Genomic DNA, 26,521 nt, shown 5'->3' with positions numbered 1-26,521 from the left:
TTCACGGCTTTTCCAAACTGAACTATTCTTCTACACGTGTCCTTCTATCTTTGACACACTTTTTACCATAAGAAAAATACACAGTCCCCATGCCAAAATATAAAGAACTCCCGGAATGTTGATCTCTGTAAAGCAATATAAAATGGATAAAACCGATAAAAACAGCACTCCTATAAAAATAATAACTCCACAGATTACAGATTTTCTAATATACATAAAAATCACACCTCTCTTTGCTATGCATTCAGCATACCAAAAAAGGTGTGTCATAAAATGGACTTCACTCTTTATAGATAAACTTTTATTCTATCGCTTTTTCATCTTCTTTGGAAATTTGATCCAAGTTTTCCATCATCGCTCTTGCCTTTTCCACTTCATTTTCTGTAGAATGTGTATTGCGGATCTCAGCCGCCTTTTTCAAACTTTGTTTTTTCCTCTTTTTTGATTCAAGAAGAAGCTGAACAAGTACCCCTATAGCTCCCAGGAACACTCCTATCACAATCTCTAGAACAGTTCCCTGTATGGGCAGTAAAAACGCTATAGCAGACTCCGCTGTAATAGCTCCGAAAAATGCTGTGACGAGAATCCCCATGATCGTTGTAAATTTTATGGATATAAGCGCCAAAACAAGCCCTACAGCCGCACAAACGACCGGCAAGATCCATCCCTGCAGATGAAGGAAGAATGCAGTACTTACCGCTCCGATACTTCCTATACAGACGAACACACCAAATCTATAAAACCGCGCGCACAGCACAAGTAAGAGCATGCCGCATACCGCTCCTGCCACAAACGACACCAGCGCCTCCATACCAAGCATATCTGCCGCAAAAATTCCTCCCAGCAGCCCTGCCGCCATTCCTATCAAAGCTGACCACAAACGTATCCATTTTAACCCCAGAAAACACCAGAGAACTCCCACTGCTATGAGCACTGCCAAAAGCAGTATATTCTGAGATAGCAGGAAACTTTCTTCAGCCTCCTGTGTAAAGATCCCCACAGCTATATTTTTTATTTTGTCTACCATCGTACTCCAAATCATTTTATACTCCTTTGTCCCTTATTTTTATTTATACACTTCTTCCCCTTCGAAATCATTCTATCAATTTTCTTCTTATTAGACAAGAATTATTCTGCATAAAAATGGATGCTAATCAACCGATCTTGATTAACACCCACTTTTATATAGATATTTCTATCATTGTTTTTACCTCTTTTTCTATCTTTATGATAGTCTCTGTTTTTGATTTACGTTGCTGGTGGTCCGTACCTCCTGTTCTTTAAATTTCCTGCTAGATAAATATACAATTTTGCTTCTCTCATGGATTTTGCTTCTCTCATAACTTTCTCGTCATTATGATAATTTCTCCATGTCTGCTTCCATTTTTTATTTATCAGCCGGATGAATAAATCTCTCTTTGATTTGTTAAATAAATAATACTATATATTTTTCATTTTGTCAATGTATTTTTAGTCTAATTTTTATATTTTTCAGTATTATCTGTTATTATCAATATAATATATATTTTTTCTGTTAATTACTCCTTTTTTATATACTTCATTTTAACAAATTTTAATTCCTTCCATTCCTCCGGTTGACTTACAAGGCTTCTGACATTAAAATAGGTAAAGATAATAAATCAAAGGAGCTACTATTATGGAACAACTTAAGATCCCTAACAGCTACCGCTCCCCACTCACAATTCGTGAAACGGAAGTGGCGATCAAAGAAATCAAAGACCATTTCGAACGGGCGCTTGCGAAATCCCTTCATTTGACCAGAGTCTCTGCACCTCTGTTTGTCAGGCCAGAATCAGGAATGAATGATAATCTCAATGGTGTAGAACGTCCCGTTTCATTTGGCATTAAGGAACAGAACGATACTGCTGCCGAAATCGTACATTCTCTCGCCAAGTGGAAACGGTATGCATTAAAACACTATGACTTTCACTCCGGTGAAGGCCTATACACAGATATGAGCGCCATCCGCCGAGATGAAGATACAGACAATATCCATTCTCTCTATGTAGACCAGTGGGACTGGGAAAAGATCATTTCCAAAGAAGAAAGAAATATGGAAACCCTAGAATACACTGTCCGAAAAGTATACAGTGCTCTCAAGGATACAGAGGAATTTATTTCCCGACGTTACAACTATATTGAGCCATGGCTCCCAGATGATATTTTCTTTATCACTTCTCAGGAATTAGAAGATATGTTCCCTGAAGCAGCTCCCAAAGAAAGGGAATATCGTATCGCTAAAGCAAAAGGGGCTGTGTTTATTTCACAGATCGGCAAAGAACTTGCTTCCGGTAAAAAGCACGACGGCCGCGCGCCGGACTATGATGACTGGGAATTAAATGGAGATATTATCGTATATTATCCGGTACTCGATATCGGATTAGAGCTTTCTTCCATGGGCATTCGGGTAGACGAAGGGGCTCTTAAAAAGCAGCTGAAGCTTGCAGACTGCGAAGAACGTGCTTCCCTCCCCTTCCAGAAGGCGCTTTTAAACGGGGAACTGCCTTATACAGTTGGGGGAGGTATCGGTCAATCCCGCATCTGCATGTACTATTTAAGAAAAGCGCATATCGGAGAAGTACAGTCCTCGATCTGGCCTGAGGAAACAGCAAAACAGGCTCTGGAGAACGGGATACAGTTATTATAGTTCTAACAAAACAGTACGCCGCGAGAAAAAACAGACAGTGCCATGTGTCATACTTTCATGTACACATAGTACTGTCTGTTTTCATTCCACAATTGTCTAACAAAACGAAACATCAACGAGTTTGAGCGGTACTGTGGATTGGAATCTATATCTCCCTTATCCCTATCGCCTGCATTTTTTGTGCTATATATCTATTGTTTGTAAGTTCTTTTTCATAGTAGACAACTCCATTATTTTCATAGGGGTCATTAAAATAATATCCTTTTTCATCATATCCGGTCAAAAGCATACAGTGTTCATTTGACACCCAGGTAAATCTTTCTTTTGAATCGAGAAGTTTCCACTGTGGACCCACAATAGGCTCTCTCATATTGATACACGCCCATAAAATAACCGGAATTCCTTTATCCAGATAAGTATTTGTGAGATACTCCATAGATTGCCCCGTTTCATCCAGCACGATCCATTTCCGTTCTCCACACATTTTCCTTTCATGTGCATCCTGCAGCGCCTTCTTTAGTGCCTGGCAGATGACCGGAGCATAGCAGCCAAAAGAATCTTCATCATATGGGCTGCCGCAAAAATATTTATATGGATCCGGTCCATAAAGTTCCCCGTCTACAGATTGAAACTCCCTGCATGCAAGGTACTTCTGGATAAACTCATCCACCGTAATCTCTATGCCCAGGAACTGTAAAAGCATAGTTGCGGAAACACTTTCACAACCGGTTGGATACCTTTTGCTCTGATCTATATACGGCACATCTATCCTAAGCATTTTTTTCCACCTTCTGTTCCTTCTTGGAACGTTCTGAAAACATCTTCATGCCAAACAAGACTGCAAGCAATAGGATAAAGCTGGCGCCGAGCGTTATCCACCATACTTTAACTATCCCTGCAATGATATATCCTGCTACACACACACCTGCTACGACCGCTGCATACTGCATCTGTGTAGAAACATGGTTGATATGATTGCTCTGCGCTCCTGCTGAAGACATAACGGTCGTATCAGATATTGGTGACACATGATCTCCGCATACTGCTCCGGCAAGTACAGCTGAAACTGCAATGACCATCATATCCATATTCGAAGCAGATGAGAACATGGCAACGACGATCGGCACTAGAATCGCGAATGTTCCCCAGGAAGTTCCCGTTGAAAATGCTAAAAAGATCGCAACTGCAAACATGATCACCGGTATAAAAATACTTGCCTGTGCATTCTTTCCTACAACTTCTCCCACGAAATCTGCAATTCCCAAAGCATCTCCCATCCCTTTTAAGGACCAGGCAAAAATCAAGATCGCAACTGCAGGTATCATCAGTTTAAACCCTTCTACAAAACTATCCATAAAGCCTTTAAATGTGATCACTTTTCGCGGCATATACAAAAGAAACATAAACAATACTGTCACCATTGTCGCAAAAATAAGGCTTGTCTCTGCATCACAACCAGAAAAAGCCGTGATCAGATCCGTTGCTCCGCCCAGAAAGCCAGTATAGATCATTGCTCCTATCGCAGACACGATCAGAACTGCGACCGGAAGTATAAGATCGATCACTTTCCCCTGCTTAGAGCCAGATTCTTCTTCAATTTTATCAAATTCTTCTCCGCCGCTTGTAAACAAGTCTCCTTTGGCCGCGTTTCTTTCGTGCTTTTTCATCAATCCAAAGTCAAAACCCGAAATAATGATAAACAATACCATCGCAATTGTCAGAATTGCATATAAATTATACGGAATCGTGCGCAAAAAAAGTTGAAAACCAGTAATCCCCGCATCTTCAGGCACATAAGAGTTCACCGCTGCCGCCCAGCTGGAGATTGGAGCGATGATACAAACCGGAGCTGCCGTTGCATCGATAATATAGGCAAGCTTTGCTCTAGAAACTTTATAACGATCTGTCACAGGACGCATGACCGAACCTACTGTCAGACAATTAAAATAATCGTCCACAAATATTAATACGCCCAATCCAGTCGTCGCAAGCAGCGCACTTTTTTTGCTCTTGATCTTTTTCCCTGCCCACTTTCCATATGCCGCCGAGCCGCCTGATTTCGCCATCAGTACGATGATCATACCGAGCAATACATCAAATATCAAAATATTTAAATTCATACTCTCCTTCATGATGTCAAAGAAAGATACAAATGCATTCCAGGGATTAAAGCCTGCATACAGCAATGCGCCCACAGCAACCCCTATAAAAAGTGAACTATATACCTCCTTTGTAATAAAAGCAAGCAATATTGCCAGCAGCGGCGGTACCAACGACCACCATGTTCCAATAAAAATTGAACTGTCCATGAAAAACCCTCTCTCTCTTCTTTTATAGAATTCGGACATACCATTTATGAATTGGCATTATATACATAATATCGAATATTTCGGCAATATACAATCTTTTTCTTACTTTTACTACCTGTATTTTTCTGCTTCTTTTACATATTCTCCGGTAATAGCAAAAGCATGGTCCATAGGTCCGCTGCCTGCCCCCAGATCCAACATAGCTCCCAATGCTCCTGAAATATAGCTTTTCGCGCGTTCTACCGATATATCCATAGGAAAGCCTTTTGCCAGATTTGAGGCAATTGCGCTGGATAAAGTACATCCTGTTCCATGAGTGTTCGGATTCGAGATTCGTTTCCCGTAAAACCATCTGTACGTTGCTTCCCGATACAGCAGATCATTGGCGTCGTTTAACTGATGTCCACCTTTTAAAAGCACTGCGCAGTGGTAATACCGGCCGATTTTTTCTGCTGCTTTTATCATATCTTCTTCTGTTCTTATCGGCATTTCTGCCAGCACTTCTGCCTCCAGGATATTCGGAGTCAGTATATCCGCGATCCCTAACAGTTCTTCTTTCAATATATCTATCGCATCGTCACTGATCAATTTTGCCCCGCTCGTCGCCACCATCACCGGATCGACTACGATATGTACAGCGTGATACTCTTTTAACTTTTCTGCTATTGCCCGTATCAGCTCACCGGACGATACCATTCCAATCTTTACAGCATCCGGGCGTATATCGTTAAATATACAGTCTAATTGTTCCTTCAAAAACCCGGCAGTCACCTCCAGGATTCCTGCCACCCCAGTTGTATTCTGTGCAGTCAGGGCTGTCACAGCACTCATAGCGAATACCCCATTTGCCATCATTGTTTTAATATCAGCCTGTATTCCGGCTCCTCCGCTGCAGTCGCTTCCAGCGATCGTCAATGCAGTTTTCATCGTACTTTTCCTCTCTTTTCTTTCATTCTCCAGCCATTCTTTTATAAACCAACGCGAAATCCGTATATGCGGCCAAATAAATATCCGCCGTATTCCATATTCTTGCAAGATTTCTGTCATTTGCCTTGTCATATACGGCAACCGTCTTAAAACCTGCTTTCTTCGCCGTTAGGACAGCGTGGTACGCATCTTCAAATACCCATGTATTTTCAGGTTCTGTATCCATCTGCAGCGCTGCGGCCAGATAAATATCCGGCTGCGATTTACTGCTTCCTATCTCAGCACATGTAAAAATCCCTTGGAAATAAGAAGAAACTCTTAATCTTTTTAATGCTGCTTCTGCATTTTGCCTATCTCCGGATGTCGCGATCGTCATGGGTATTTTTCTCGCTTTAAATTCATCCAGATATTGTCTTACGCCTTCTTTCAGAGGAACTTTCTCTCTGTAAAACTCTTCTACCCGTCTGTTCAGGCCACTTACCACCTCCGTTTCCGTGAGCGCGAGTCCATATGTTTTGATCAGATATGCAGCGCCTTCCTCCAAACTCATCTCAAAGAGGATATTTCGAAGATCTTTTTCTGCCGCTATCCCTAAACTCTTCAAATATAATTCTCCTAAGTTTTCCCAAACAGGCATGGAATTTAAAAGCGTTCCATCCACATCAAATACGATACCTTTTATCATTTTCTTTATCTTTCACCTATCATTTCTTTGGTCAGATCACGCAGTCTCTTTGCTGCATTTTGTATATCTGACTGTGCAAAGACAGCACTGATGACTGCTATACCGCAGATTCCACTTCCTTTTAGTCTCATAACGTTTGCTTCGCCAATCCCGCCGATCGCGATCACCGGAATATTTACTGCCGCACAGATTTCTTTTAGCGTCTCATGATCGACTTCTTTTGCGTCTGCCTTAGAACCTGTAGCAAATACTGCTCCTACTCCCAAATAATCTGCGCCATTTTTTTCTGCTTTTACAGCTTGCTCTACTGTCTGCGCCGATACACCGATGATCTTATCCTCGCCCAGTATTTCTCGTGCATGCAGCGCTTCCATATCACTTTGACCTACGTGCACTCCATCTGCGTCAACCGCTTTTGCGATTTCTACATTATCATTGATCACAAACGGGACTTTATACTGGCTGCAAAGTTCTTTTATCGTTTCTGCCTCTTTTAAAAATGCGGCTTCTTCCAGATTTTTTTCCCTGAGCTGTATAAATGTCGCGCCTCCTTTTAAGGCTTCTTCCACTTGTTCACAAAGTCTCTTTCCATGCAGCCATCTTCTGTCTGTCACCGCATAAAGAAGTAGATCTTTTTTAGAGCACCTCATACTTTGCACCTCTTTCTAATTCTTCTCCTGTCATATTATAAACTGCATCGATGATACGGCTGCGATATGTCGCATTTCCATCTCCTTTGCACATATAACCAAACCCAATCTCCCCGGCAAGTCCCATTGCACAGACTGCTGCTGCGGCAGCTTCCAGATGATTCTCCGGATTCGCTGTCAGATATGCTGTCATCATGCCGGATAACTGACATCCGGTTCCGGTAACCTTCCCCATCTCCGGACGTCCATTTCGTATCACATAACATTGTTTTCCATCTGATACAAGATCAATGGCCCCTGTGACAGCAATGATCGTCTTCGTTTCATCCGCAAATTTTTTCACAAAAGCAACCGCTTCTTCCAGATTCTCTTCTTTCACGATATCTGCTATGTCTGCATCTACCCCCTTTGTCGTCCCGCTGCCATTTGCCAGCGTCCTGATCTCCGACATATTTCCACGGATAGCGGTCAGTTGGATTTCCTTCAGCAATCTCAGCGCCGTATTCGTTCTAAGCGCACTGGCGCCTGCCCCCACCGGATCCAGCAGGACAGGATGCCCCAATACATTTGCCTTTCTTCCTGCCTTAAACATTCCTTCTATACTTGTTTTGTGCAAAGTTCCAATATTGATATTAAGTCCGCCGCAGATAGATGTAATGTCCTCCACATCTTCTGCCTCATCCGACATGATCGGACTTCCTCCACAGGCCAGCAATATATTCGCCACATCATTTACCGTAACATAATTTGTAATATTATGTACCAAAGGAGCAGTTTTTCTCACTTGCTGCATGCACTTTTTTATCATATGATAGATCCTCCTATACTTCTTATTCGATAAAAGCGGGTATACCAATGAGGTATACCCGCTGCGAATGCGTTTATATATTCCCTACGTTGGCATTATCCAAATCAGGTCACGGGTCTAGACACATTCGTCTACTCTCAGCCTGCCTGCTGCGCAAGCTCCCCTGTTATTTCTATTGATAATTCAAATTTCCCAGATATATATCCAACACTTTCATTCTTTTCATCACAGTAACGAGAACAACTGCCAGTATCGTGCCGCCAAAACTAGAAATAAAAAATGGAATCACGAAACCAAAAACAGCGCTGTCGCTTCCCATCAGAAACGCTGCAACCGGATAACTTAAAATCCCTCCGATCACTGATGTACCGAACAGTTCACCTACATATGCATAAGGCAGATGTTTCCCATACTTATATAACATACCACAGAGAAACGCTCCGCACATGGATCCCGGAAATGCCAACAGTGTCCCGGTTCCCATCAAATTACGCAAAAGACTCGTTACAAACGCCATCCCTACCGCATACCCCGGTCCTAAAAAGACGCCGCCCAATATATTGATAAAATGCTGGACTGGGGCACATTTTGACGCGCCCACCGGAATAGACAGCGGAGAACAGACAATACCGACAGCTACAAGAATGCCTGCCAAAGCAAGCTTTTTTACATTGATGTTTTTCATGTTAACCTCCTGAAATAACGGTCGATACTCCTTGGTATCCTCTCACTCCGGAACACGGATTCCCTCGCAGGTTATTTTCGTACCTCGTACGCCGGTACAGTAAAAACCCAAACGGCGCTCCCCGCCTGAGAAAACTCTTTGTCAGATATCCGCCCATATCTTACCACAATCCTCTTTTACTGTAAAGATACTTCTGTTATAATACACAATAGTAAACTTGGTATCCTATATCATAAATAACAGGAAAAATAAAGGAGATCACAATGTCTGTTCAGATTGTTAAAGATTATTTTAAAAACAAAAATATATCCAAAGAAATTATTGAATTTTCATCTTCCAGTGCAACTGTTGATCTTGCGGCACAAGCCGCCGGTGTAGAACCTGCACGTATTGCCAAAACACTTTCTTTCTATACTAAGGAAAGAGATACTGCCATCCTTATTGTAACTGCAGGAGACACAAAAATAGACAATAGTAAATTTAAACATTTCTTTAGCATGAAAGCTAAAATGTTATCTCCTGAAGATGTCGAAACCTACACCGGACACGCCGTCGGAGGAGTATGTCCTTTTGGAAATCCCTCCTCAGTCACGACGTATCTGGACGTGTCCCTAAAGCGCTTTTCCACCGTATTCCCCGCTGCGGGGAGCGCAAATTCCGCAGTAGAAGTGACCTGTGAAGAATTAGAAAAATTTGCAGAAGCCGCAGACTGGATCGACGTGTGTAAGACACCCTCTGTCTGACACTCTCAGGAAAAACTTTCAAAACATAACAAAAAGGGAATGACCACGGTTGTTAGAAATACCATACCGTCTGTCATCCCCCTTTTTTTATTTCAAGAAATTTTCGATGATCACTGCCTCTGCCTCTTCCTCGCTGAGTCCGAATGTCCGCAGTTTGATCAGCTGTTCATCATTGATCCTTCCAATTGCCGCTTCATGTACGATCTGCGCATCCACATGCCTTGCGTTAATCTCCGGAATGGAACTGATCTCTGCTTCATCCATGATGATAGAATCACACTGCACATGTGCATGGCAGAGATTGTTTCCGATTGCTTTCGGATGGAACACCTGTCTGGATTTCCCTTTTGCAACAGAACGTGACACAATCCTGGCAGAACTATTTTCTCCCATCAGCTGCACATCCATATTCGAGATTGCTGTCTGTTCTTCATGTGTCATCAGCTTCTCCGTCACAAAAAGCTTAGCGTTTTCTGCCAGTTCAATATAATTTTCTCTTTCTGTAGAATCAACGCCCTTAATCTGTGAAGTCTCAAGTGTAAACACAGAGTTCTCACCTACGTATATTTTTGTAACTGGATTCAACACTTTTTTCCCCGTGCCGTCTCCTTGTGCATAGTGGTTCTCTATATATTTTACATTGGCGTTTTCCCCTACATGGAAAGTATGGATACCGTCATGCCTCGTCTCGCTGCATCCTTCTCCATGAATCCCACATCCGGCGATAATGGTGACATCCGCTCCATCTTCTATATAGAAATCATTATATACGACATCTACACCTTCCTTTGACATAACAACCGGAATGTGTACCTGCTCGTTTTTTGCCTCGCCGCTGATATGGATATCAATACCTGGTCTGTCTTCCTTTTTCACTATATGGATGTGTCTGCTGTCACCGTGACATACAGCCATCCCGTTTAACCTTAAATTATATGCGCCCTTCTGTTTAAATCCATAGGAATCTATCACATCCAGCACATCCTGCGTCACTTTATCAAGCTCCATAGAGTTCCCCTCCTTTTTGCTTACGACATTCACAGGCATCCATTGCATGTCCAAATAACTCTGGCATGATTTCTTGTGCCGTACCGATGCTTTTTTTCTTTCCATCCGCAATCACCATAATGCGATCCGCCATCTCAATGATCCGCTCCTGATGAGAGATTAAAATAAGACTTTCCTTTTTTTCTCTGTGGATCTGTTCAAAACGTTTGATCAGCATAGAAAAACTCCACAGATCGATCCCGGCTTCCGGCTCGTCAAAAATACAAAGCGCATGGTGCTTCGCAAGGACCGTAGCAATTTCAATCCGTTTCATTTCTCCGCCCGACAATGTAGCATCTGCTTCTCTGTCTATATATTCTCTCGCACACAACCCTACACTGCTCAACAGTTCACAGCAAGTCTTTTCATCCAATGTCCTGCCCGCGGCAAGAGATAAAAGCCGCCTCACAGTCATCCCTTTAAAGCGGGGAGGCTGCTGAAAGGCAAATCCGATCCCCGCTTTTGCTCGCTCATCTATTGAAAGAGCTGTAATATCCTGTCCATCCAGATAAATCTTTCCTGCAGTTTCTTTGTTGATTCCCATCAACACTTTTGCCAGCGTAGATTTGCCGCCTCCATTTGGTCCCGTAATGACCAGCATCTCTCCATCCTGAACGGTAAAACTAACGTCGGATAAAATCTCCGACTGCCGTCCTTCTTCTACTATATCATAAGATAAATGCTCTACCTGTAACACCTACATCACTTCCTTTTTTATAATCTTGCGTATACTGCGTTCTTCATATCGCAAATCTCTGAAATATCTCTCTGTAGCGCTCTGCGTAAATACTCCCCCGACGCCAGAGAAACGTAAAGTCATGAGACACCTGAAAATCCGGCAGATCGATTTTTTGTATCTCGCCCTTTTCCAGTTCATCTTTTACAGCAACTTCATATAAAAATGTAATACCACATCCTGCTTTTGTCAACTCTTTAATGGTCTGCAGGCTTCCTGCTTCCACACATTTCTTAAAATCATCCAGGCTAAAATTCTGTGAACTCAAAAACCGCTCCAGTACTTCTCTTGTACCGGAACCCGCTTCCCGCAGCAGAAGACGTTCTCCGAATAAATCTTCTATTTTTTCCGGTTTCTTTACAAACGCATACCTCTGCCCACAGACAGCAATATATGCTTCTGTTGAATAATGCATAAAATCATATTCTCTTTTCTTAAAAAACCCTTCCACGATCGCAAAATCAATCTGCCCTTCATCCAATCTGTTCAGCAGCATATTCGTATTTTCCACTTCCATGTGTATCTTCGCATCCGGATACGAGGCCAGATACTTTGCCAGTATCTTCCCCATCAATGCATCTCCTACCGTACGTGTCGCCCCAAAGCGTATCTCTTTTAATTCTTCCCCTTCCTTTCTCATTTCATTCTGGAGAGAAAGCTCATCATGTTTCATTGTCATAGATGCATTTCTAAGCAGTTCGCCCGCATTCGTCAAACGCAGTTTTTTCCCTTCATAGAGAAATAATTTCGTATGGTAGTATTTCTCCAGATAGTGGATATGCTGTGAAACTGCCGGCTGTGTAATGTGAAGTTCTTCTGCTGCCCTTGTAAAATTCATGCAGTGGCAGACTTTTAAAAATGTTTCCATACGAAAATCAAGCATATAGACCCCTCTTATATTTCTATCCTATACCTTATCGGGCATAGCCCGTCAGCCCTGTAAGGCACAAATTGCGGGATGCCCAAACAGGTATATAGCGTCCTATTGAAACAAGATGCGGGATATTCCGATCAGAACAGCCCGCACCCTATATATGCTGACCTTATCAGCTTTATAGTAATTACTCCCTGTATTTATCATAACATATATTTATTATAAAATAAAGATATATAATTATATTTTATGTTCTCTTTATGGTATGCTTTTTTCAACAGCAATCTTGCGTATAACCCTGCCTCGCCTGTTGCTGAAATTTTTATCATCATCTATGGAGGAATATAGTATGAACTTTATTAAAAAAAATGGTGCAGGTCTGCTTCTTTGTCTATTCATCTCGTTCCCAGCCTGGTTTTTAGGTCAACGTTTTCCTGTCGTCGGAGGGCCTGTATTTTCTATCTTGATTGGAATGATCCTTACTTTATTCATGCCGCAAAAAGAAAAATTTGCTCCGGGGATCCACTATACATCTAAAAAAATCTTACAGGCAGCTGTCGTTTTTTTAGGTTTCGGCATGAATCTGACAGAAATACTGGCAAAAGGCAGACAGTCACTCCCTATTATCCTTTCTACAATCTCTGTTTCTCTACTCATTGCCTTTTTTCTCTATAAGGTATTAAAATTAACACCAGACAGCGCGATCCTCGTAGGCGTCGGTTCTTCTGTCTGCGGAGGAAGCGCTATCGCCGCTACCGCTCCGGTCATTGATGCTTCTGACGAAGACGTAGCACAGTCTATCTCTGTTATTTTTCTTTTCAATGTCCTTGCCGCTCTCCTATTTCCCACGCTGGGAGGTCTTCTTGGGCTCAGCAATGAAGGATTCGGTTTATTCGCTGGAACCGCGATCAATGATACTTCCTCTGTCACAGCCGCTGCCGCCGCCTGGGACGGCATACACGCAAGCCACACACTAGAAGCTGCCGCAATCGTCAAAATGACACGGACACTGGCGATCATTCCTATCACATTGACTCTTGCTCTCTGGCGAGGCCGAAAAGAAAAAAACAGAAAAGATTCTACTTTTAGCCTGAAAAAATCTTTTCCGTTCTTTGTTCTCTTTTTTATACTCGCCAGCGTGGTCACTACCATATTCCAGCTCCCCTATGAAGTGACTGCCCCTCTAAAAGAACTAAGCAAATTTCTGATCGTCATGGCCATGGCAGCGATCGGATTGCATACAAATATCATCCAGCTTGTCCGTACCGGCGCAAAACCAATTTTTACCGGTTTCTGCTGTTGGATCGGGATCACTTTTGTAAGTTTGTGCATGCAGCATATACTCGGTTTATGGTAGAAACGGGACCCTGCCATAATAAAAACAGCAGAAATATCATTTTCCAGAACACAAAACCATGCTATAATAATTATATTATTATGTAACAGACACATTTTTATTTGGATAAGGAGGGCTATCATCATGTTAGTAGTAACCACTGAAACAATACCGGGTCAGAATTTTGAGGTACTGGGGCTGGTAAAAGGAAGTACGATCCAATGTAAAAATATCGGCCGGGATATAGGAAGTTCTTTTAAAAACCTGGTCGGCGGCGAGATGAAATCTTATGTAGACATGATGAATCAAGCACGGGATATCGCCTATGAACGCATGCTAGAGGATGCAGAACGTTTTTCTGCCGACGCCGTCGTTGCCATGCGCTTCGCCTCCAGTTCTATCGCACAGGGAGCCGCAGAAGTGATGGCCTATGGCACAGCAGTAAAATTTAAATAAGCATAAGAAAAGGAGATGCCTCTTCACTATTTTTATCCACTGAAGATGCATCTCCTTTTCTTATGCTCGGATTATCTTGCTTTTTTAAATAGCATGCTATATACTTTCTTCCAACAATTTTTCTGCGCTTACTAATTTTACACTCAGCACAAAAATTTCTGCTGCCTCTTTTAATTCTTCCAACGTCGGATAGGTCGGCGCGATCCGAATATTGCTGTCATGGGGATCTTTCCCATATGGATACGTTGCACCTGCTTCGGTCATCACAAGTCCTGCTTCCTTGGCTTTTGCCACGATTGCTTTGGCGCAGCCATCCATTGCCTCAAAGGAGATAAAATACCCGCCTCTTGGCGCAATCCACCTTCCAATCTCAAGATCCCCCAGTTCTCTTTCTAAAGCCGAAAGGACAGCCTCAAATTTCGGACGGATGATTTCTGCATGCTTTTTCATATGTGCATGGATACCATCCAAATCTTTGAAAAATCTCACGTGTCGGAGTTGATTGATCTTGTCATGCCCTATAGTCTGCATTTTCATTGTATTTTTCACATCTTTTAGGTTAGCTTCTGATGCCGCCAACGCTGCAATTCCCGCGCCCGGAAAACTGATCTTGGATGTAGAGGAAAACTTATATACCATATCCAGACGACCTGCTTTTTTACATTCTTCTAATATTTCCAAAATCTGATCTTGTTTATCTTCATATAGATGATGCACACAATACGCATTGTCCCAGTAAATTCTGAAATCCTCTGCTGCCGGCTGCAAATGTGCGAAACGGCGGACTGTTTCATCACTATATGTGATTCCCTGTGGATTGGAATATTTTGGCACACACCAGATCCCTTTTACAGAAGCATCCGTATTGACAAGATCCTCTACCATATCCATATCCGGTCCATCCTCGCGCATGGGAATATTGATCATTTCAATCCCAAAATGTTCCGTAATCCCAAAATGTCTGTCATATCCGGGAACAGGACATAAGAATTTCACTTTATCCAGCTTGCACCAAGGAGTACAGCCCATCACGCCGTGCAGCATAGAACGTGCCACCGTATCATACATGATATTCAGGCTGGAATTACCAAATACGATCACATTCTCCGGCTCTGTTTCCATTATATCCGCAAACAGTTTCTTCGCCTCCGGTATCCCATCCAATATCCCATAATTTCTTGCATCCATTCCATTCTCACAAAGCAGGGAGCTCTTGCTGTTTACCGTATCAAGCATTCCCACAGAAAGTTCCAATTGTTCTGCCGATGGTTTTCCTCTGGACATATCCATTTTAAGTCCTCTTGCCCTTACTTCTGCAAACTGCTGCTCTAGTTCCTCCTTGACTTGTTTTAATTCTTCCCGGCTCAATGCTTTATATGCTGTCATTTCGTACTCCTCCATTTTCTTTGTGCATTTTATCTCACTGCATGTTATTGTATCGCCAAAATGAAGTTCAGTCAATCATTTCTTGCATTTTATCATGATTCAAAAGCACTTTTTCAACTAAACAACTGTATATTATGACTTATTTATTTTCATATTATTCATTTTGTATATTATATCCGACGCCCAATCAATCAGTTTTTGGTCGGCTTCATCCAATGTTCCTTTCTGTCCATCCAGTTCCTTTTTCATCTGCATGGCTATATATAGGATTTCCCGGTCTTTCCCCGACAGTTTTACAAATAATTCCGCTCTTTTACTGATATACACCTGACTTTCCAGAAAATATTTTGCCTGTAATACAAAAACTGCCGACTTATATAAAGACTGTGTGATTTCTTTCTGCCGTTCATGGACAATATTATGGCATGCGCCATGATAAATATTACACGCTCCCATATGTACTGCCTCTCTTATATCGTTCTCTGTCACTGCAGACAGTATATTTTCAAGGCTTCCCTTTAACGGCACGGTGTCATGGCAGAACTGAAACAAATCTGCTTTCGTCCAATTCTCCAGTTCTTGTCTGCCGGAAATAAAACCACATGTTTTTTCTCTATACGGCAGTTCATCCAGCATGTTTCTATAAATACGAAGGTCAGCGGCAAGCAGTTTATCTAATACCAGTACAACATCTATATCACTGTCCTGCGTTCCTTCTCCTCGTGCATAACTTCCCTGCACTCCTAAAAACCATACTCTGTATCCAAAAGTCCTATCTACTGCCTCTGCATACATCTCCAGCCATTCATAAATTTGAAATCCCATCTATATTTTCTCCTTTTTAATCTATACGAAAAACTCTGACAGAATCAGGCATAAACCTGGCTGTCAGAGCTTTTATACATAACAAAACGGTATCCTTGAAAAATCTATCTGTCTTTTTTTACTGCACCGTGGCAATATCGATCAATGTCAGTTTCTTGATGTCTGTATTCTCCAGACTGGTGATCAAAGCCTGCGCCGTATCAATCGCTGTCAATACATTCACCCCTGTCTCAATGGCATTGCGGCGGATGATGAAGCCATCTCTTGCATGCTCTGCTCCCTGTGCGGGGATATCAATTACAAGGTCGATCTTATGCCCCAGAATCAGATCCATCAAGTTCGGAGATTCCTGCTCGATCTTGCGCACCGGCGTTGCTTTCACACCTGCGGCATTTAAAGCACGCGCCGTACCGCTCGTAGCAAAGATATGATACCCGATCGCCGCAAACCTGCGTCCGATCTCTACAGCTTCCGGCTGATCCTCGTCACGTACGGTCATGATCATATTCTTAAATTTCGGAAGTTTGATACCGGCTCCTAAAAACGCCTTATAAAGAGCCTCATCAAAAGTTTTCGCAATACCAAGACATTCTCCTGTGGATTTCATCTCAGGTCCCAGACTAATATCTGCGCCTCGAATCTTCTCAAAGGAAAATACCGGCATTTTCACAGCTACATACTCTGCTTCCGGCTGCAGTCCCGGTGTATATCCCAATTCCTTTATCTTATTTCCAATGATCACTTTCGATGCCAGCGGAACGATCGGGATACCTGTCACCTTACTGATATACGGAACTGTACGGCTGGAGCGAGGATTTACTTCGATCACATAGACGTCCTCCTCGCCGCAGACGATAAACTGGATATTGATAAGGCCTACCACATGAAGCGACTTTGCCAGCCTTCTCGTATACTCGGCGATTTTTTCTTTCGCTTTTTTCGTCAGACTCTGCGCTGGATATACCGAGATACTGTCGCCCGAATGGATGCCTGCACGCTCAATATGCTCCATGATACCCGGTATCAGGATATCCTCTCCGTCACACACTGCGTCTACTTCGATTTCTTTTCCCTGCAGATATTTATCTACAAGGATCGGATGATCTTGTGCGATCCGATTGATGATCCCGATAAACTCATCTATGTCATGGTCATTTATAGCGATCTGCATACCCTGTCCGCCCAGTACATAAGAAGGTCTTACCAAAACCGGATACCCCAGCCTGTTCGCTACTTCTTTTGCTTCCTCCGCGGTAAAGACTGTTCCTCCCGTGGGACGTGGAATCTCACATTCTTCCAGGATTTCATCAAATAATTCTCTATCTTCTGCCTTATCAACATTCTCTGCTGATGTCCCTAATATCGGCACGCCCATCTTCATCAGCGCTTCTGTCAGCTTGATCGCCGTCTGTCCACCGAACTGTACCACCGCGCCGTCCGGTTTCTCGATATCTACAATGCTCTCCACATCTTCCGGTGTCAGAGGCTCAAAATACAGCTTGTCTGCAATATCAAAATCTGTGCTCACCGTTTCCGGGTTATTATTTACAATGATCGTTTCATAGCCTTCTTTGGAAAATGCCCATGTACAATGCACGGAACAAAAGTCGAACTCGATTCCCTGACCGATCCGTATAGGGCCAGAACCAAGAACAAGTACTTTCTTTCTATCCTGTGTCTTTTCCACTTCACTCTCACTGCCATATACAGAGTAATAATATGGCGTCTCTGCCGCAAATTCTGCCGCGCAGGTATCTACCATTTTATATGCTGCCACGATATGGTTCGCATGACGCATATCATGGATCGCTCTCTCGTCGGTTCCGGTCAGGCGGGCGATCACGTTATCCGGAAACTCCATCCGCTTAGCCTCTTTTAAAAGTTCCACAGTCAACGGCTGCGTCTTTAACGCATTTTCCATCTCCACGATGCGGGCAAATTTATCAATAAACCACTCATCTATCAGGGTAATGCTGTGTATCGTCTCATAGCTTATTCCTCGCCGCACTGCCTCTGCGATCCTCCACATCCGCATATCATCAACGATCGTAAGCTGCTCTAGCAGTTCGTCCTCTGTCAATCCTGTAAAATCATAAGACAGCAGGCTATCCACGTGCTGCTCCAGAGAACGGATCGCCTTCATCAGCGCGCCCTCGAAATTATCGCAGATACTCATAACTTCTCCTGTGGCTTTCATCTGCGTCGTCAGCGTTCTCTTAGCGCTGATAAATTTATCAAACGGAAGTCTGGGTAATTTTACTACACAGTAATCTAACATAGGCTCAAAGCTGGCATATGTCTTCTGTGTGATCGCATTTTTAATCTCATCCAATGTATATCCCAGAGCAATCTTCGCCGCTACTTTTGCGATCGGGTACCCAGTGGCTTTCGATGCCAGCGCAGAAGAACGGCTCACACGCGGATTGACCTCGATCACACAGTATTCAAACGTCTCTGGATGCAATGCATACTGTACATTACATCCTCCAGTGATATTCAATTCGCTGATGATGTTCAAAGCAGAGGTACGCAGCATCTGATACTCTTTATCGCCTAATGTCTGGGAAGGCGCTACGACGATGCTGTCCCCTGTATGTACACCGACAGGATCGATATTTTCCATATTACAAACGGTAATGCAGTTGCCGTTTCCATCCCGCATGACCTCATACTCGATTTCCTTCCACCCTGCGATACAGCGTTCCACTAGCACCTGGCCCACACGAGAAAGACGAAGTCCATTTTCCAGGATTTCCACCAGCTGCTCACTGTCATGGGCAATACCGCCGCCGCTTCCGCCAAGCGTATATGCCGGACGCAGTACTACCGGATACCCAATCTTATTGGCAAATGAAAGACCGTCTTCCACATTTTCTACGACCAGAGAGGCTGCCACCGGTTCTCCTATCTTCTCCATCGTAGCCTTGAATTCCAGACGATCTTCCGCTTTTTTGATGGTTTCTGAAGTCGTTCCGATCAGCCGTACACCATGTTCTCTTAAAAAACCGGCTTCTTCTAATTCCATCGCCAGATTTAGTCCCGCTTGTCCTCCCAGAGTGGGAAGCACGCTATCTGGCTCTTCCTTTAAAATAAGCTGCTCAACAACTTCTACCGTCAGTGGTTCTATATAAACACGGTCCGCAATATCCTTATCTGTCATGATCGTAGCCGGATTCGAATTTAAAAGCACGACTTCGATTCCTTCTTCTTTCAAGGAACGACATGCCTGTGTCCCTGCATAATCAAATTCTGCAGCCTGCCCGATCACGATCGGCCCGGAACCGATCACTAAAACTTTTTTGATACTCTTATCTCTTGGCATTATTTCGTCCCTCCCATCATATCTATAAACCGATCAAACAAGTAACCAGAATCCTGTGGTCCCGGACACGCCTCTGGATGAAACTGCACAGTAAATATCTTCTTTCCAACATAAGAAAGCCCTTCGTTCGTACCATCATTTACATTGACAAACGCCGGAACCGCAACATTTGCATCTACACTTTCGGTATCCACCACATAGCCATGATTCTGTGAGGAAATATAGACACGGTTTGTCTGCAGATCTTTGACCGGATGATTGCCTCCCCTGTGCCCGTATTTTAATTTATGTGTAGTTGCCCCCGTTGCAAGAGCCATAAGCTGATGTCCCAAGCAGATCGCAAAGATTGGAATATCACTGTCATACAATTTTTTAATTTCTTTTATAATGGAAGTACAGTCTGCCGGGTCTCCAGGTCCGTTGGACAACATGATTCCGTCAGGATAAGATGAAAGAATTTCTTCCGCCGTTGTGTGTGCCGGATATACAGTCACTTCGCAGCCGCGTTGATGCAGAGATTTGGCAATATTATTTTTTGCCCCCAGATCCAGAAGTGCCACCTTTTTGCCGTTTCCTTCAAGGACATATTTTTCAGAACAAGTTGCTTTAGAGACCACATCTCCCACCTTATATTCCTTTAATTTAGGAAGAATTTCTCCCAGATCGTAATCTGTATTCGTAGTGATCATCCCATTCATGGTTCCCTTTTCCCTGAGAATCTTTGTAAGGGCACGCGTATCCACCCCCGCAATCCCCGGAATATCCTGCTCTTTTAAGAAATCTTGGATCGTTCCCTCACACCGGAAATTGCTCGGCATACGGGACAATTCTCTCACAATATACCCATCCGGCCATGCCTTTTTAGATTCCATGTCCGGCGTGATCCCATAGTTTCCAATCAACGGATAGGTCATGACCACTGCCTGTCCCGCATAAGAAGGGTCAGTCAATACCTCTAAATATCCTGTCATGGAGGTATTAAATACGATTTCGCTGATCATATCTTTTGTCGAACCAATGCTAGTCCCCGTAAACACAGTTCCGTCTTCTAATATCAGAAATGCCTTCATCTGTCCACCTTATCCCTTCGTAAATTTTACTGTTTGATTTGCGCATAACAAAGGCACTCTTGGAGTCTTTTCATCCAGAGCGCCCACTTTCTCAAATTGTAAAGATTATACTACATTTAAATTCATATTTCAATACTACAATTTCATTTTTCACAATTCCCAGAAAACCATGATCTTATTCATATCCTCATCCTCCACATATGTATACCGCACACTGCTCACACCATGATACTCTGCAATCTCTGCACAGACAGCAGGCAGCACTTCTCCGATCAGTGTACTGCATGCCTCCAGATACAGAGCATGATCGGAGAATTTACAAGTAAAAGACGTCTCTCCCAGATAGAAACTCTCACGCATTTTGCTGCGTATTTCCTCCGCGTCAAACGTCTCATAATACATGCCTTCCATCCTATAATAATGCAGGTCATCCGAACTGCAGACAGGATATCCCATGCTTTCATCTGCCCTATGCGTCTGTATGATCACTTCATCTGTACAGCAAAGATAATCATAGTTCACGATCTCCTGTGGAACGGACATGTTTTCTTCCTCCGCCAGAAATACAGGATCTCCAAATGTTGCATCCATCTGATAATATTTTCCCTCACAGTTCACGATATTCCATGCATGTGCTCCTTGTCCCACAATATCGCCTACCACATAGATACACTCCATTCCTGCCTGCTGCAGCAAGTACTGCGCTGCCCGCGCATAGCCGGCACACACGGATTTCTTGTTCACCAGAGCGCTGTATATATTCTGGTTGTCCGGAGCCTTTGAATCATATTCTACTGTTTTCACCAGATAATCAAAAATATAACGTATCTGTTCATATTCTGTCATCCCCTGCGCAAAAGCGTCTAAACATGCCTTTGACGCCGTCTGTATCTGCGCTTCTCTTTCTTTTTTCTGCTCTCCTGTACAGTGATAACCAGGGTAAAACTGAAGCGTTGTTTCATAAATCGTCATCTTGGAGGTACCGTCGCACCAGAATAATTCCGGTCTGTCATACAATAGGTACTCATAGACCTTTGCTGCTAGTTCTCCATCAGATGTAGGAAGCTCGATATATGCAAGTTCCTCTTTTACTCCCTGCCAAAGCGCATAGTACATATCCTGTTCCGCTGCTGTTAATTTCTGATAATAGAATCCTTTTGCTCCATAATGCTGATCCGACGTCTTCTGCCTGTCCATATTCGTTTCTGTTATACACCGCTGTATCTCTTTTTCTCCTCTTACAGTACTCCATGTGTTGATCTTATGCCCCCTCTTAGAAACAGGCGCAAGGCCACCTATACTCCATACTGCTATACCGGCAGATAAGAGCACCAATATTCCGATCAGGACTCTCTTTTTTCCCCATTTTCTTTCTGTCCGTCTTCTTTTCATACGCCGCCTTTCCCCCAATTTTACACAATTCGGATATTTCCTGACTCATCCTTTTCATATATACGTTTCTTAACGATACGCTATACTCAAAATTGCATTTTATCCCCACATAAATGCATATTTATGATATCATTTTAATATAAGAGAGGGGTGACTGATTATGATGCATGTCTTTTATTGCATAAAATGCAAAAAATATCATTATACCAATAATAAAGCACATGCGATCTGCTGCGGACAGCCAATGTACTTTGTTGATGTAGATTTTACAGATTTTGTACATATGGATAAATTTGAACGTGAAAATTTTCTTATGATGTATTCTCTCGCAGAATGATTTACAGGAGCAGAAATTTCTGCTCCTGCGCAATCTCTGCTCCTGCATTTTTATACTAATTCAGCAATTCTGGACACCCCTACATATATACCTGATATTTTATACCAGGTTGCATAGTCCACTTTTCCTGTGACCGGAAGTTCAAATACTTCTTGAAATTTTCTCACTGCTTCTTCTGTAGCCGGTCCATATATTCCATCGGCACTGATCTTCGGAAGCGCTGGGTATGCTCCGGCGATCACATTTAACTGCTCCTGCATCTGGCGTACCTTGTCTCCGTTTGTTCCAATTTCCAGCGTATATCCCGGCCATGAAGAGGGAAGCCCCGAAATCTCCTCTGCCATATTGATATACATATTGTCCCCATAAAAATACCGAAGTATCTCGATGGCTGAATATCCCTGGTCTCCCAAAGATTTCGATCCCCATTGTGTCAACCTTTTCGAAACAACGTGCAAACTATTTCTACCTTATTTATATGTGTTTATTATACAGTATTTAATCGGATGATACAATATTCTTCCCCTGGGATCACCCCAGGGGTATTTTATACTTTGAGCACCTGCCCTGGATAAATCACGTTTGGATTGCTTATTCCGTTAATCTGGGCGATTTTCTGATACGTGGTATTGAAACGTTGTGCAATACCTGACAGCGTATCTCCTGCCTGTACTGTGTAAGTTGTTCCTGTATCATTTCCGGCAGTGCTTTTTCCGTCTGTATCTGTGCATATACACTCTAAAATGCCGTCCCAGGGATAATCGTAGTAGGAATGGATGTAAGACTCGTATCCGGTCTGATCACCTTCAACGCCGTCAATTCCTCCCGTCTCCGATACGCTAAATTCCGCCAGCATGTCCGGCACAGCAGACGTGCACATAGCTGTGTGGTTCGCTTCATTCAAATAGACATCCCCACGCTGTGCTATATATCCGTCCGACATAGGGTGCCATTTAAAATTGCCTGTTCCCGTCATGCAGGAGCGCATATTTCCTGTGTAGGTTGCACCTCCGCAGCTGATTCCGGCGGCTTCAAATGCGGAAATGATCGCAGAACTGCAATCCCTGTCGCCCTGTTCCAGTTTGTAAACTTTTCCGTTTATAGCAATGTCGCATGTTCCTTCTCCATCGCCCCATCGGCTATACTGGCTATATCCATGCCAGTTGTGGCTGCATAAATGTTCCATTAGCTGTACTGCTATCTCCTTTAATAACATAGTGTTCTCCTTCCTGTCGCAATAACACAACAAAAAAGAGCCCCGTTTTTTAGGCTCTTAATTTTCCCAATATTGCAATAATTGTATTAAGCACGTTCCTTCCAAATTTGTTTCATCCTTATCCAATTTCCTCTTACCAAACGATACAAAATTATTCTTTTCATAAAATTGCAATAATTTATCTTTTTCTTCACATTCCAAATACAAAAATTTTCCGCCAATCTCCTTCTGAATATTACGTATTCTATCTATTGCCATTTGAAGAATTTCACTTCCAGAAATTAATGTATCATTCCCTTTATCAAAGTTTTTCCCAAGTTGAGCAATAAGCGGAGCTGATATAATATATGCTCCTGTCGAATTATCATATGTACCATGCTGTTTTACTCGAGAAAATATTTTATTACTCAAATCTTTCTTACTGACAGTAAAATGTTTCATCGCTATTGTATAATAACCTATAAATTCTTTTTCGTTACCTTCTTGCCAGTATACAAGATATGTTTGGGCAAAACCTCTTTTGGAAAACTCTATCGCTTTCTTCTGACAAAATTCCTGAACATCTTCATTCAGTGGACATACAAAAGAGGAGAGTATTCGTTTTGTCCTCTCCTCCCCAAGTTGTTCTATCATGCTACTCAAATTAAATTGTTTAAACTCTGGCATTTTTTTACATATCAAAGAACTCTTTGATTTTATCTCCCGTAATTTCTGTGCATTTTCTGGTATATTTAACGTCTTTTTTAGGGCTATTTTTTGATTTCTCAAATGCTTCCATGAAATTGCGGGCAGTTTTATTATCTTTTATATTGATTGTCTTTAAGATACTTTTCGTTGCCATGACAATCTCACTCCCTTCTTTAAAATGACAATGCTATTTTTTCTTTATTATAGCAAAAATATACCTCTTTTTTCAACTACAAGATGCAAACTATTTCATTTACATTTCATCTATATATTGTGTTTATTAATTTTATGGATAAGAGGACGATCACTCGCCCTCTGAATCATTCTTGCCTTATATTGAATTTTCAGAATTTTGTCCTTTTTTCTCTCCCTGTCTTTTACTGTAGCTTCCTCTTGTACCCTTGATAAAAGTAGCAATAATTGAAGCAATGCCTGTAACACCTAAAACCGCACCTGAAATTACCCCCGCGCTCTTAGGAACAAGTATAACCATAACTACAGCAGCCACAATACACCCAAAGCCCAACATGAATGCAAATAGAATTCCAAGCAAACTATCTCTTGATTCCGTTTTTATAATCCTTTTTTCCATTTCTTGCCGATGATTTGATTGTTTTTCCGCCATTGCAAGAATCCTGTCGGCAGATCCGGGCAATACTTCTTCATATCCTTTTATAATATTCGGCGGCGGAATCGGTCCACTGAATTCACTTCTTATAACTTCGGCTACTACTTGTCGGACTTGTTCTTTTTCTTTCTCTTCCACTTCAACATCTGGCGCTTCTAAAACTTCTTGTTTCTTCTCTGATTGATTTTCCGACATTTTCCCAATCGCTCCTCAGTGCTTCGTAATCTCTCAATTTATTTTCTGAAAGATTAGGCCATTCTTTTGTACCACTTAAATTTAACACTCTTGCATACCCGTCTAAAAAACTCTTGCTAATAGTAGTTCTCATACAAACCCTTCCCTTCCAAGTAGTTCTATTAACACGGCTTCACAATAATATACTCTTATTGTGTTCACTAATTATACAATATAAATGTTCTTTTTTCTAGTGGTTCTAAAATATTTTTTATACCATACAATATTTACATATCTTCTGAATCATTTTCTACTTCTTCCCACTTCGGGACTTCCGGCAGTCCTGCAATGCTAGTTAATATAGACAACACACCAGCCAGAGCCGATGCAGACGCCACCATAATCCAGTTCACATCATCCAGCACCACTGCCGTTCCTATAGTGGCCACGGCGGTCTGTGCCAGCGTTTTAATTGCCCGTATTCCTGCTGCCTTCGCCCATTCTTTCCATTCTACCCAATATTCTTTTTTCATATATTTTTTACCTCCTATGCTAATCCAATCTTAGTAAGAACGATTGCCACCACTGCTCCAAGAATAAGTGTTAGTATGTATCCGCTTACCTGTCTCCATTTTTCGCCATCTCTGCCCTCAAGTTCTTCCAACTTCTCTTCTTGGCGCGTCTGAGATTTTGCAATGTTCTCTACGCTTAACGCTAAACTGTGGACACTGGCAGTTAGATCGGCAATCTGCCTTATTGTTTCTTCCAAGTCTCCTATTCTTCTATCATTTCGTTTAAAATGTTCTTCTATTCTTGTTTTAAATTCTTCATGTTCTGCTCTTAAAATAGGCTGCTCCATATCTGCTTATCCCCCTATAAAAGAGTACTTACAATCTCCGATACTACGCTCTTTAAATTAAACAGCTTCGGGACCTGCTCCAGGGTAAATGTCCCTGCGACCACTAAACTTACCCATGTTTTTACTAAAATACTGTCCTTTGTAAATACCATACTAATTTTCCTCCATTTCTAAAATTTTATATACTACTTCCTGCAGGTTACTAATGTTTGGAACACTCTTTTTTGGATATGTCCCGTTCCGGACTAATTGTACCCATGTTTTTACAATTACACTGTTTTCACTAAACACCGGCTCCACCTCCTTGCATTGTTGCGATTAACATGGTTAACTCTGCGATCGCCATTTGCAGATCCGCATTTGTCTGTTCCACATCAGTTTCTATTTCCTCCAGCCGTTCTTCCGGCGTTTCGCCCGGCTTGTACATCGTAACTCCATAGATCTGGCCGATGTACTCCGTGGTACTGTAAAATGTCATGTATCCTTCGTACACTGCTACCGTCTGTCCTCTTTCCTCTACGGTCATTTTCTTGGTCTTTACCGGATCTTCAAATATTTTTCGCAGTTCTTCCGGCGTGGCGGAAACAGTCTTGAACAATAAATAATCTCCGTGTAAAACGGCCTGCTGAACCTGTAGTTCAGTGGCGTCATTGAATATAATTTTCATAATTTCATCATCCTTTCGTTAAATTTATTTAAAA

Annotated in this window: 29 protein-coding genes, 1 pseudogene and 1 riboswitch; of the genes and pseudogenes, 4 read left to right on the top strand and 26 right to left on the bottom strand. The window is 42.3% G+C overall.

Annotated features, from left to right (window positions below):
- Positions 1-30: 30 nt before the first annotated feature.
- Positions 31-216, bottom strand: a complete 186-nt coding sequence (locus tag BN3282_RS08925; RefSeq protein ID WP_147337210.1) for a hypothetical protein — start codon at positions 214-216, stop codon at positions 31-33.
- A gap of 85 nt (positions 217-301) precedes the next feature.
- Complete coding sequence (locus BN3282_RS08920) at positions 302-1,042, bottom strand: hypothetical protein (RefSeq protein ID WP_059068467.1); 741 nt, start codon at positions 1,040-1,042, stop codon at positions 302-304.
- 615 nt (positions 1,043-1,657) lie between these two features.
- Here BN3282_RS08920 and asnA point away from each other — a divergent pair.
- Positions 1,658-2,668, top strand: coding sequence for an aspartate--ammonia ligase (gene asnA, locus BN3282_RS08915; RefSeq protein WP_059068465.1), 1,011 nt, complete (start codon positions 1,658-1,660; stop codon positions 2,666-2,668).
- Between the two features lie 145 nt (positions 2,669-2,813).
- On the opposite strand, the gene BN3282_RS08910 is transcribed toward asnA, so the two are convergent.
- From BN3282_RS08910 to thiW, 7 genes are all read right to left on the bottom strand, one after another.
- A complete protein-coding gene (locus BN3282_RS08910; RefSeq protein WP_059068463.1) occupies positions 2,814-3,446 on the bottom strand; it encodes a C39 family peptidase in 633 nt (210 codons plus the stop codon).
- A complete protein-coding gene (locus BN3282_RS08905) occupies positions 3,439-4,977 on the bottom strand; it encodes a Na+/H+ antiporter NhaC family protein (protein ID WP_059068461.1) in 1,539 nt (512 codons plus the stop codon). Before BN3282_RS08905 ends, BN3282_RS08910 begins: the two co-directional genes overlap by 8 nt.
- Positions 4,978-5,088: 111 nt before the next feature.
- The gene (thiD, locus tag BN3282_RS08900; protein ID WP_059068459.1) at positions 5,089-5,904 is read right to left on the bottom strand and encodes a bifunctional hydroxymethylpyrimidine kinase/phosphomethylpyrimidine kinase; all 816 of its coding nucleotides are present in this window, start codon (positions 5,902-5,904) and stop codon (positions 5,089-5,091) included.
- 22 nt (positions 5,905-5,926) lie between these two features.
- Complete coding sequence (locus BN3282_RS08895; RefSeq protein ID WP_059068457.1) at positions 5,927-6,589, bottom strand: HAD family hydrolase; 663 nt, start codon at positions 6,587-6,589, stop codon at positions 5,927-5,929.
- A gap of 5 nt (positions 6,590-6,594) precedes the next feature.
- On the bottom strand, positions 6,595-7,239 hold the full coding sequence (gene thiE, locus BN3282_RS08890) for a thiamine phosphate synthase (RefSeq protein WP_059068456.1): 645 nt from the start codon (positions 7,237-7,239) through the stop codon (positions 6,595-6,597).
- On the bottom strand, positions 7,226-8,047 hold the full coding sequence (thiM, locus tag BN3282_RS08885) for a hydroxyethylthiazole kinase (protein ID WP_059068453.1): 822 nt from the start codon (positions 8,045-8,047) through the stop codon (positions 7,226-7,228). The genes thiE and thiM overlap by 14 nt, the downstream gene beginning before the upstream one ends.
- Before the next feature lie 63 nt (positions 8,048-8,110).
- Positions 8,111-8,222: riboswitch (TPP riboswitch) on the bottom strand.
- Positions 8,220-8,732 (bottom strand): energy coupling factor transporter S component ThiW, encoded by a 513-nt coding sequence (thiW, locus tag BN3282_RS08880; protein ID WP_059068451.1) that lies wholly within the window; start codon positions 8,730-8,732, stop codon positions 8,220-8,222. (Overlaps the previous riboswitch by 3 nt.)
- Before the next feature lie 263 nt (positions 8,733-8,995).
- Between thiW and BN3282_RS08875 the strand changes: the two genes are divergently transcribed.
- A complete protein-coding gene (locus BN3282_RS08875; protein ID WP_059068449.1) occupies positions 8,996-9,475 on the top strand; it encodes a YbaK/EbsC family protein in 480 nt (159 codons plus the stop codon).
- Positions 9,476-9,562: 87 nt separating this feature from the next.
- On the opposite strand, the gene BN3282_RS08870 is transcribed toward BN3282_RS08875, so the two are convergent.
- From BN3282_RS08870 to BN3282_RS08860, 3 genes are read right to left on the bottom strand one after another with little or no spacing between them, the layout of a single operon-like run.
- Positions 9,563-10,483, bottom strand: coding sequence for a SufB/SufD family protein (locus BN3282_RS08870; protein ID WP_059068448.1), 921 nt, complete (start codon positions 10,481-10,483; stop codon positions 9,563-9,565).
- Complete coding sequence (locus BN3282_RS08865; RefSeq protein ID WP_059068446.1) at positions 10,473-11,219, bottom strand: ABC transporter ATP-binding protein; 747 nt, start codon at positions 11,217-11,219, stop codon at positions 10,473-10,475. The genes BN3282_RS08870 and BN3282_RS08865 overlap by 11 nt, the downstream gene beginning before the upstream one ends.
- A gap of 43 nt (positions 11,220-11,262) precedes the next feature.
- Complete coding sequence (locus tag BN3282_RS08860; RefSeq protein ID WP_059068445.1) at positions 11,263-12,141, bottom strand: LysR family transcriptional regulator; 879 nt, start codon at positions 12,139-12,141, stop codon at positions 11,263-11,265.
- A 340-nt stretch (positions 12,142-12,481) separates the two neighbouring features.
- Between BN3282_RS08860 and BN3282_RS08855 the strand changes: the two genes are divergently transcribed.
- Positions 12,482-13,489 carry a YeiH family protein gene (locus BN3282_RS08855; RefSeq protein WP_059068443.1) on the top strand — a complete coding sequence of 336 codons (1,008 nt, stop codon included), beginning with the start codon at positions 12,482-12,484 and terminating at the stop codon, positions 13,487-13,489.
- A 123-nt stretch (positions 13,490-13,612) separates the two neighbouring features.
- A complete protein-coding gene (locus BN3282_RS08850; protein ID WP_059068441.1) occupies positions 13,613-13,924 on the top strand; it encodes a heavy metal-binding domain-containing protein in 312 nt (103 codons plus the stop codon).
- Positions 13,925-14,020: 96 nt separating this feature from the next.
- On the opposite strand, the gene BN3282_RS08845 is transcribed toward BN3282_RS08850, so the two are convergent.
- The 14 genes and pseudogenes from BN3282_RS08845 to BN3282_RS08790 form a co-directional block, all read right to left on the bottom strand.
- Positions 14,021-15,310 carry an aspartate aminotransferase type Ic gene (locus BN3282_RS08845; RefSeq protein ID WP_059068439.1) on the bottom strand — a complete coding sequence of 430 codons (1,290 nt, stop codon included), beginning with the start codon at positions 15,308-15,310 and terminating at the stop codon, positions 14,021-14,023.
- Between the two features lie 132 nt (positions 15,311-15,442).
- Positions 15,443-16,135 carry a nucleotidyltransferase domain-containing protein gene (locus BN3282_RS08840; protein WP_059068437.1) on the bottom strand — a complete coding sequence of 231 codons (693 nt, stop codon included), beginning with the start codon at positions 16,133-16,135 and terminating at the stop codon, positions 15,443-15,445.
- 118 nt (positions 16,136-16,253) lie between these two features.
- Positions 16,254-19,457: a carbamoyl-phosphate synthase large subunit gene (gene carB / locus BN3282_RS08835; RefSeq protein ID WP_059068436.1), complete on the bottom strand. Its 3,204-nt coding sequence runs from the start codon at positions 19,455-19,457 to the stop codon at positions 16,254-16,256.
- On the bottom strand, positions 19,457-20,527 hold the full coding sequence (locus tag BN3282_RS08830; RefSeq protein ID WP_059068434.1) for a carbamoyl phosphate synthase small subunit: 1,071 nt from the start codon (positions 20,525-20,527) through the stop codon (positions 19,457-19,459). The genes carB and BN3282_RS08830 overlap by 1 nt, the downstream gene beginning before the upstream one ends.
- 150 nt (positions 20,528-20,677) lie before the next feature.
- Positions 20,678-21,919, bottom strand: a complete 1,242-nt coding sequence (locus BN3282_RS08825) for a transglutaminase domain-containing protein (protein WP_059068432.1) — start codon at positions 21,917-21,919, stop codon at positions 20,678-20,680.
- 387 nt (positions 21,920-22,306) lie between these two features.
- Positions 22,307-22,693, bottom strand: a pseudogene (locus BN3282_RS08820) (peptidoglycan-binding protein); the annotation flags it as partial.
- Between the two features lie 110 nt (positions 22,694-22,803).
- Positions 22,804-23,472, bottom strand: a complete 669-nt coding sequence (locus tag BN3282_RS15425) for a LysM peptidoglycan-binding domain-containing protein (protein ID WP_059068431.1) — start codon at positions 23,470-23,472, stop codon at positions 22,804-22,806.
- Positions 23,473-23,529: 57 nt separating this feature from the next.
- Entirely contained in the window at positions 23,530-24,138 is a 609-nt protein-coding gene (locus tag BN3282_RS08810; RefSeq protein ID WP_059068429.1) for a hypothetical protein, read from the bottom strand.
- A gap of 4 nt (positions 24,139-24,142) precedes the next feature.
- Positions 24,143-24,313: a hypothetical protein gene (locus BN3282_RS15205; RefSeq protein WP_205408539.1), complete on the bottom strand. Its 171-nt coding sequence runs from the start codon at positions 24,311-24,313 to the stop codon at positions 24,143-24,145.
- A 177-nt stretch (positions 24,314-24,490) separates the two neighbouring features.
- Positions 24,491-24,982: a DUF2335 domain-containing protein gene (locus BN3282_RS08805; protein ID WP_059068427.1), complete on the bottom strand. Its 492-nt coding sequence runs from the start codon at positions 24,980-24,982 to the stop codon at positions 24,491-24,493.
- Between the two features lie 266 nt (positions 24,983-25,248).
- A complete protein-coding gene (locus BN3282_RS08800; protein WP_059068425.1) occupies positions 25,249-25,494 on the bottom strand; it encodes a holin in 246 nt (81 codons plus the stop codon).
- Positions 25,495-25,508: 14 nt separating this feature from the next.
- Positions 25,509-25,820, bottom strand: a complete 312-nt coding sequence (locus BN3282_RS08795; protein WP_059068423.1) for a hypothetical protein — start codon at positions 25,818-25,820, stop codon at positions 25,509-25,511.
- Between the two features lie 14 nt (positions 25,821-25,834).
- A complete protein-coding gene (locus tag BN3282_RS15085; protein ID WP_162858238.1) occupies positions 25,835-25,972 on the bottom strand; it encodes a hypothetical protein in 138 nt (45 codons plus the stop codon).
- Positions 25,973-26,103: 131 nt separating this feature from the next.
- A complete protein-coding gene (locus tag BN3282_RS08790) occupies positions 26,104-26,487 on the bottom strand; it encodes a hypothetical protein (protein ID WP_059068421.1) in 384 nt (127 codons plus the stop codon).
- Between the last annotated feature and the right edge of the window lie 34 nt (positions 26,488-26,521).

Origin of the sequence: Mediterraneibacter massiliensis, from assembly GCF_001487105.1 — a bacterium.
Lineage (GTDB): Bacteria > Bacillota > Clostridia > Lachnospirales > Lachnospiraceae > Mediterraneibacter > Mediterraneibacter massiliensis.
This window is presented reverse-complemented; position numbering and strand designations above follow the sequence as displayed.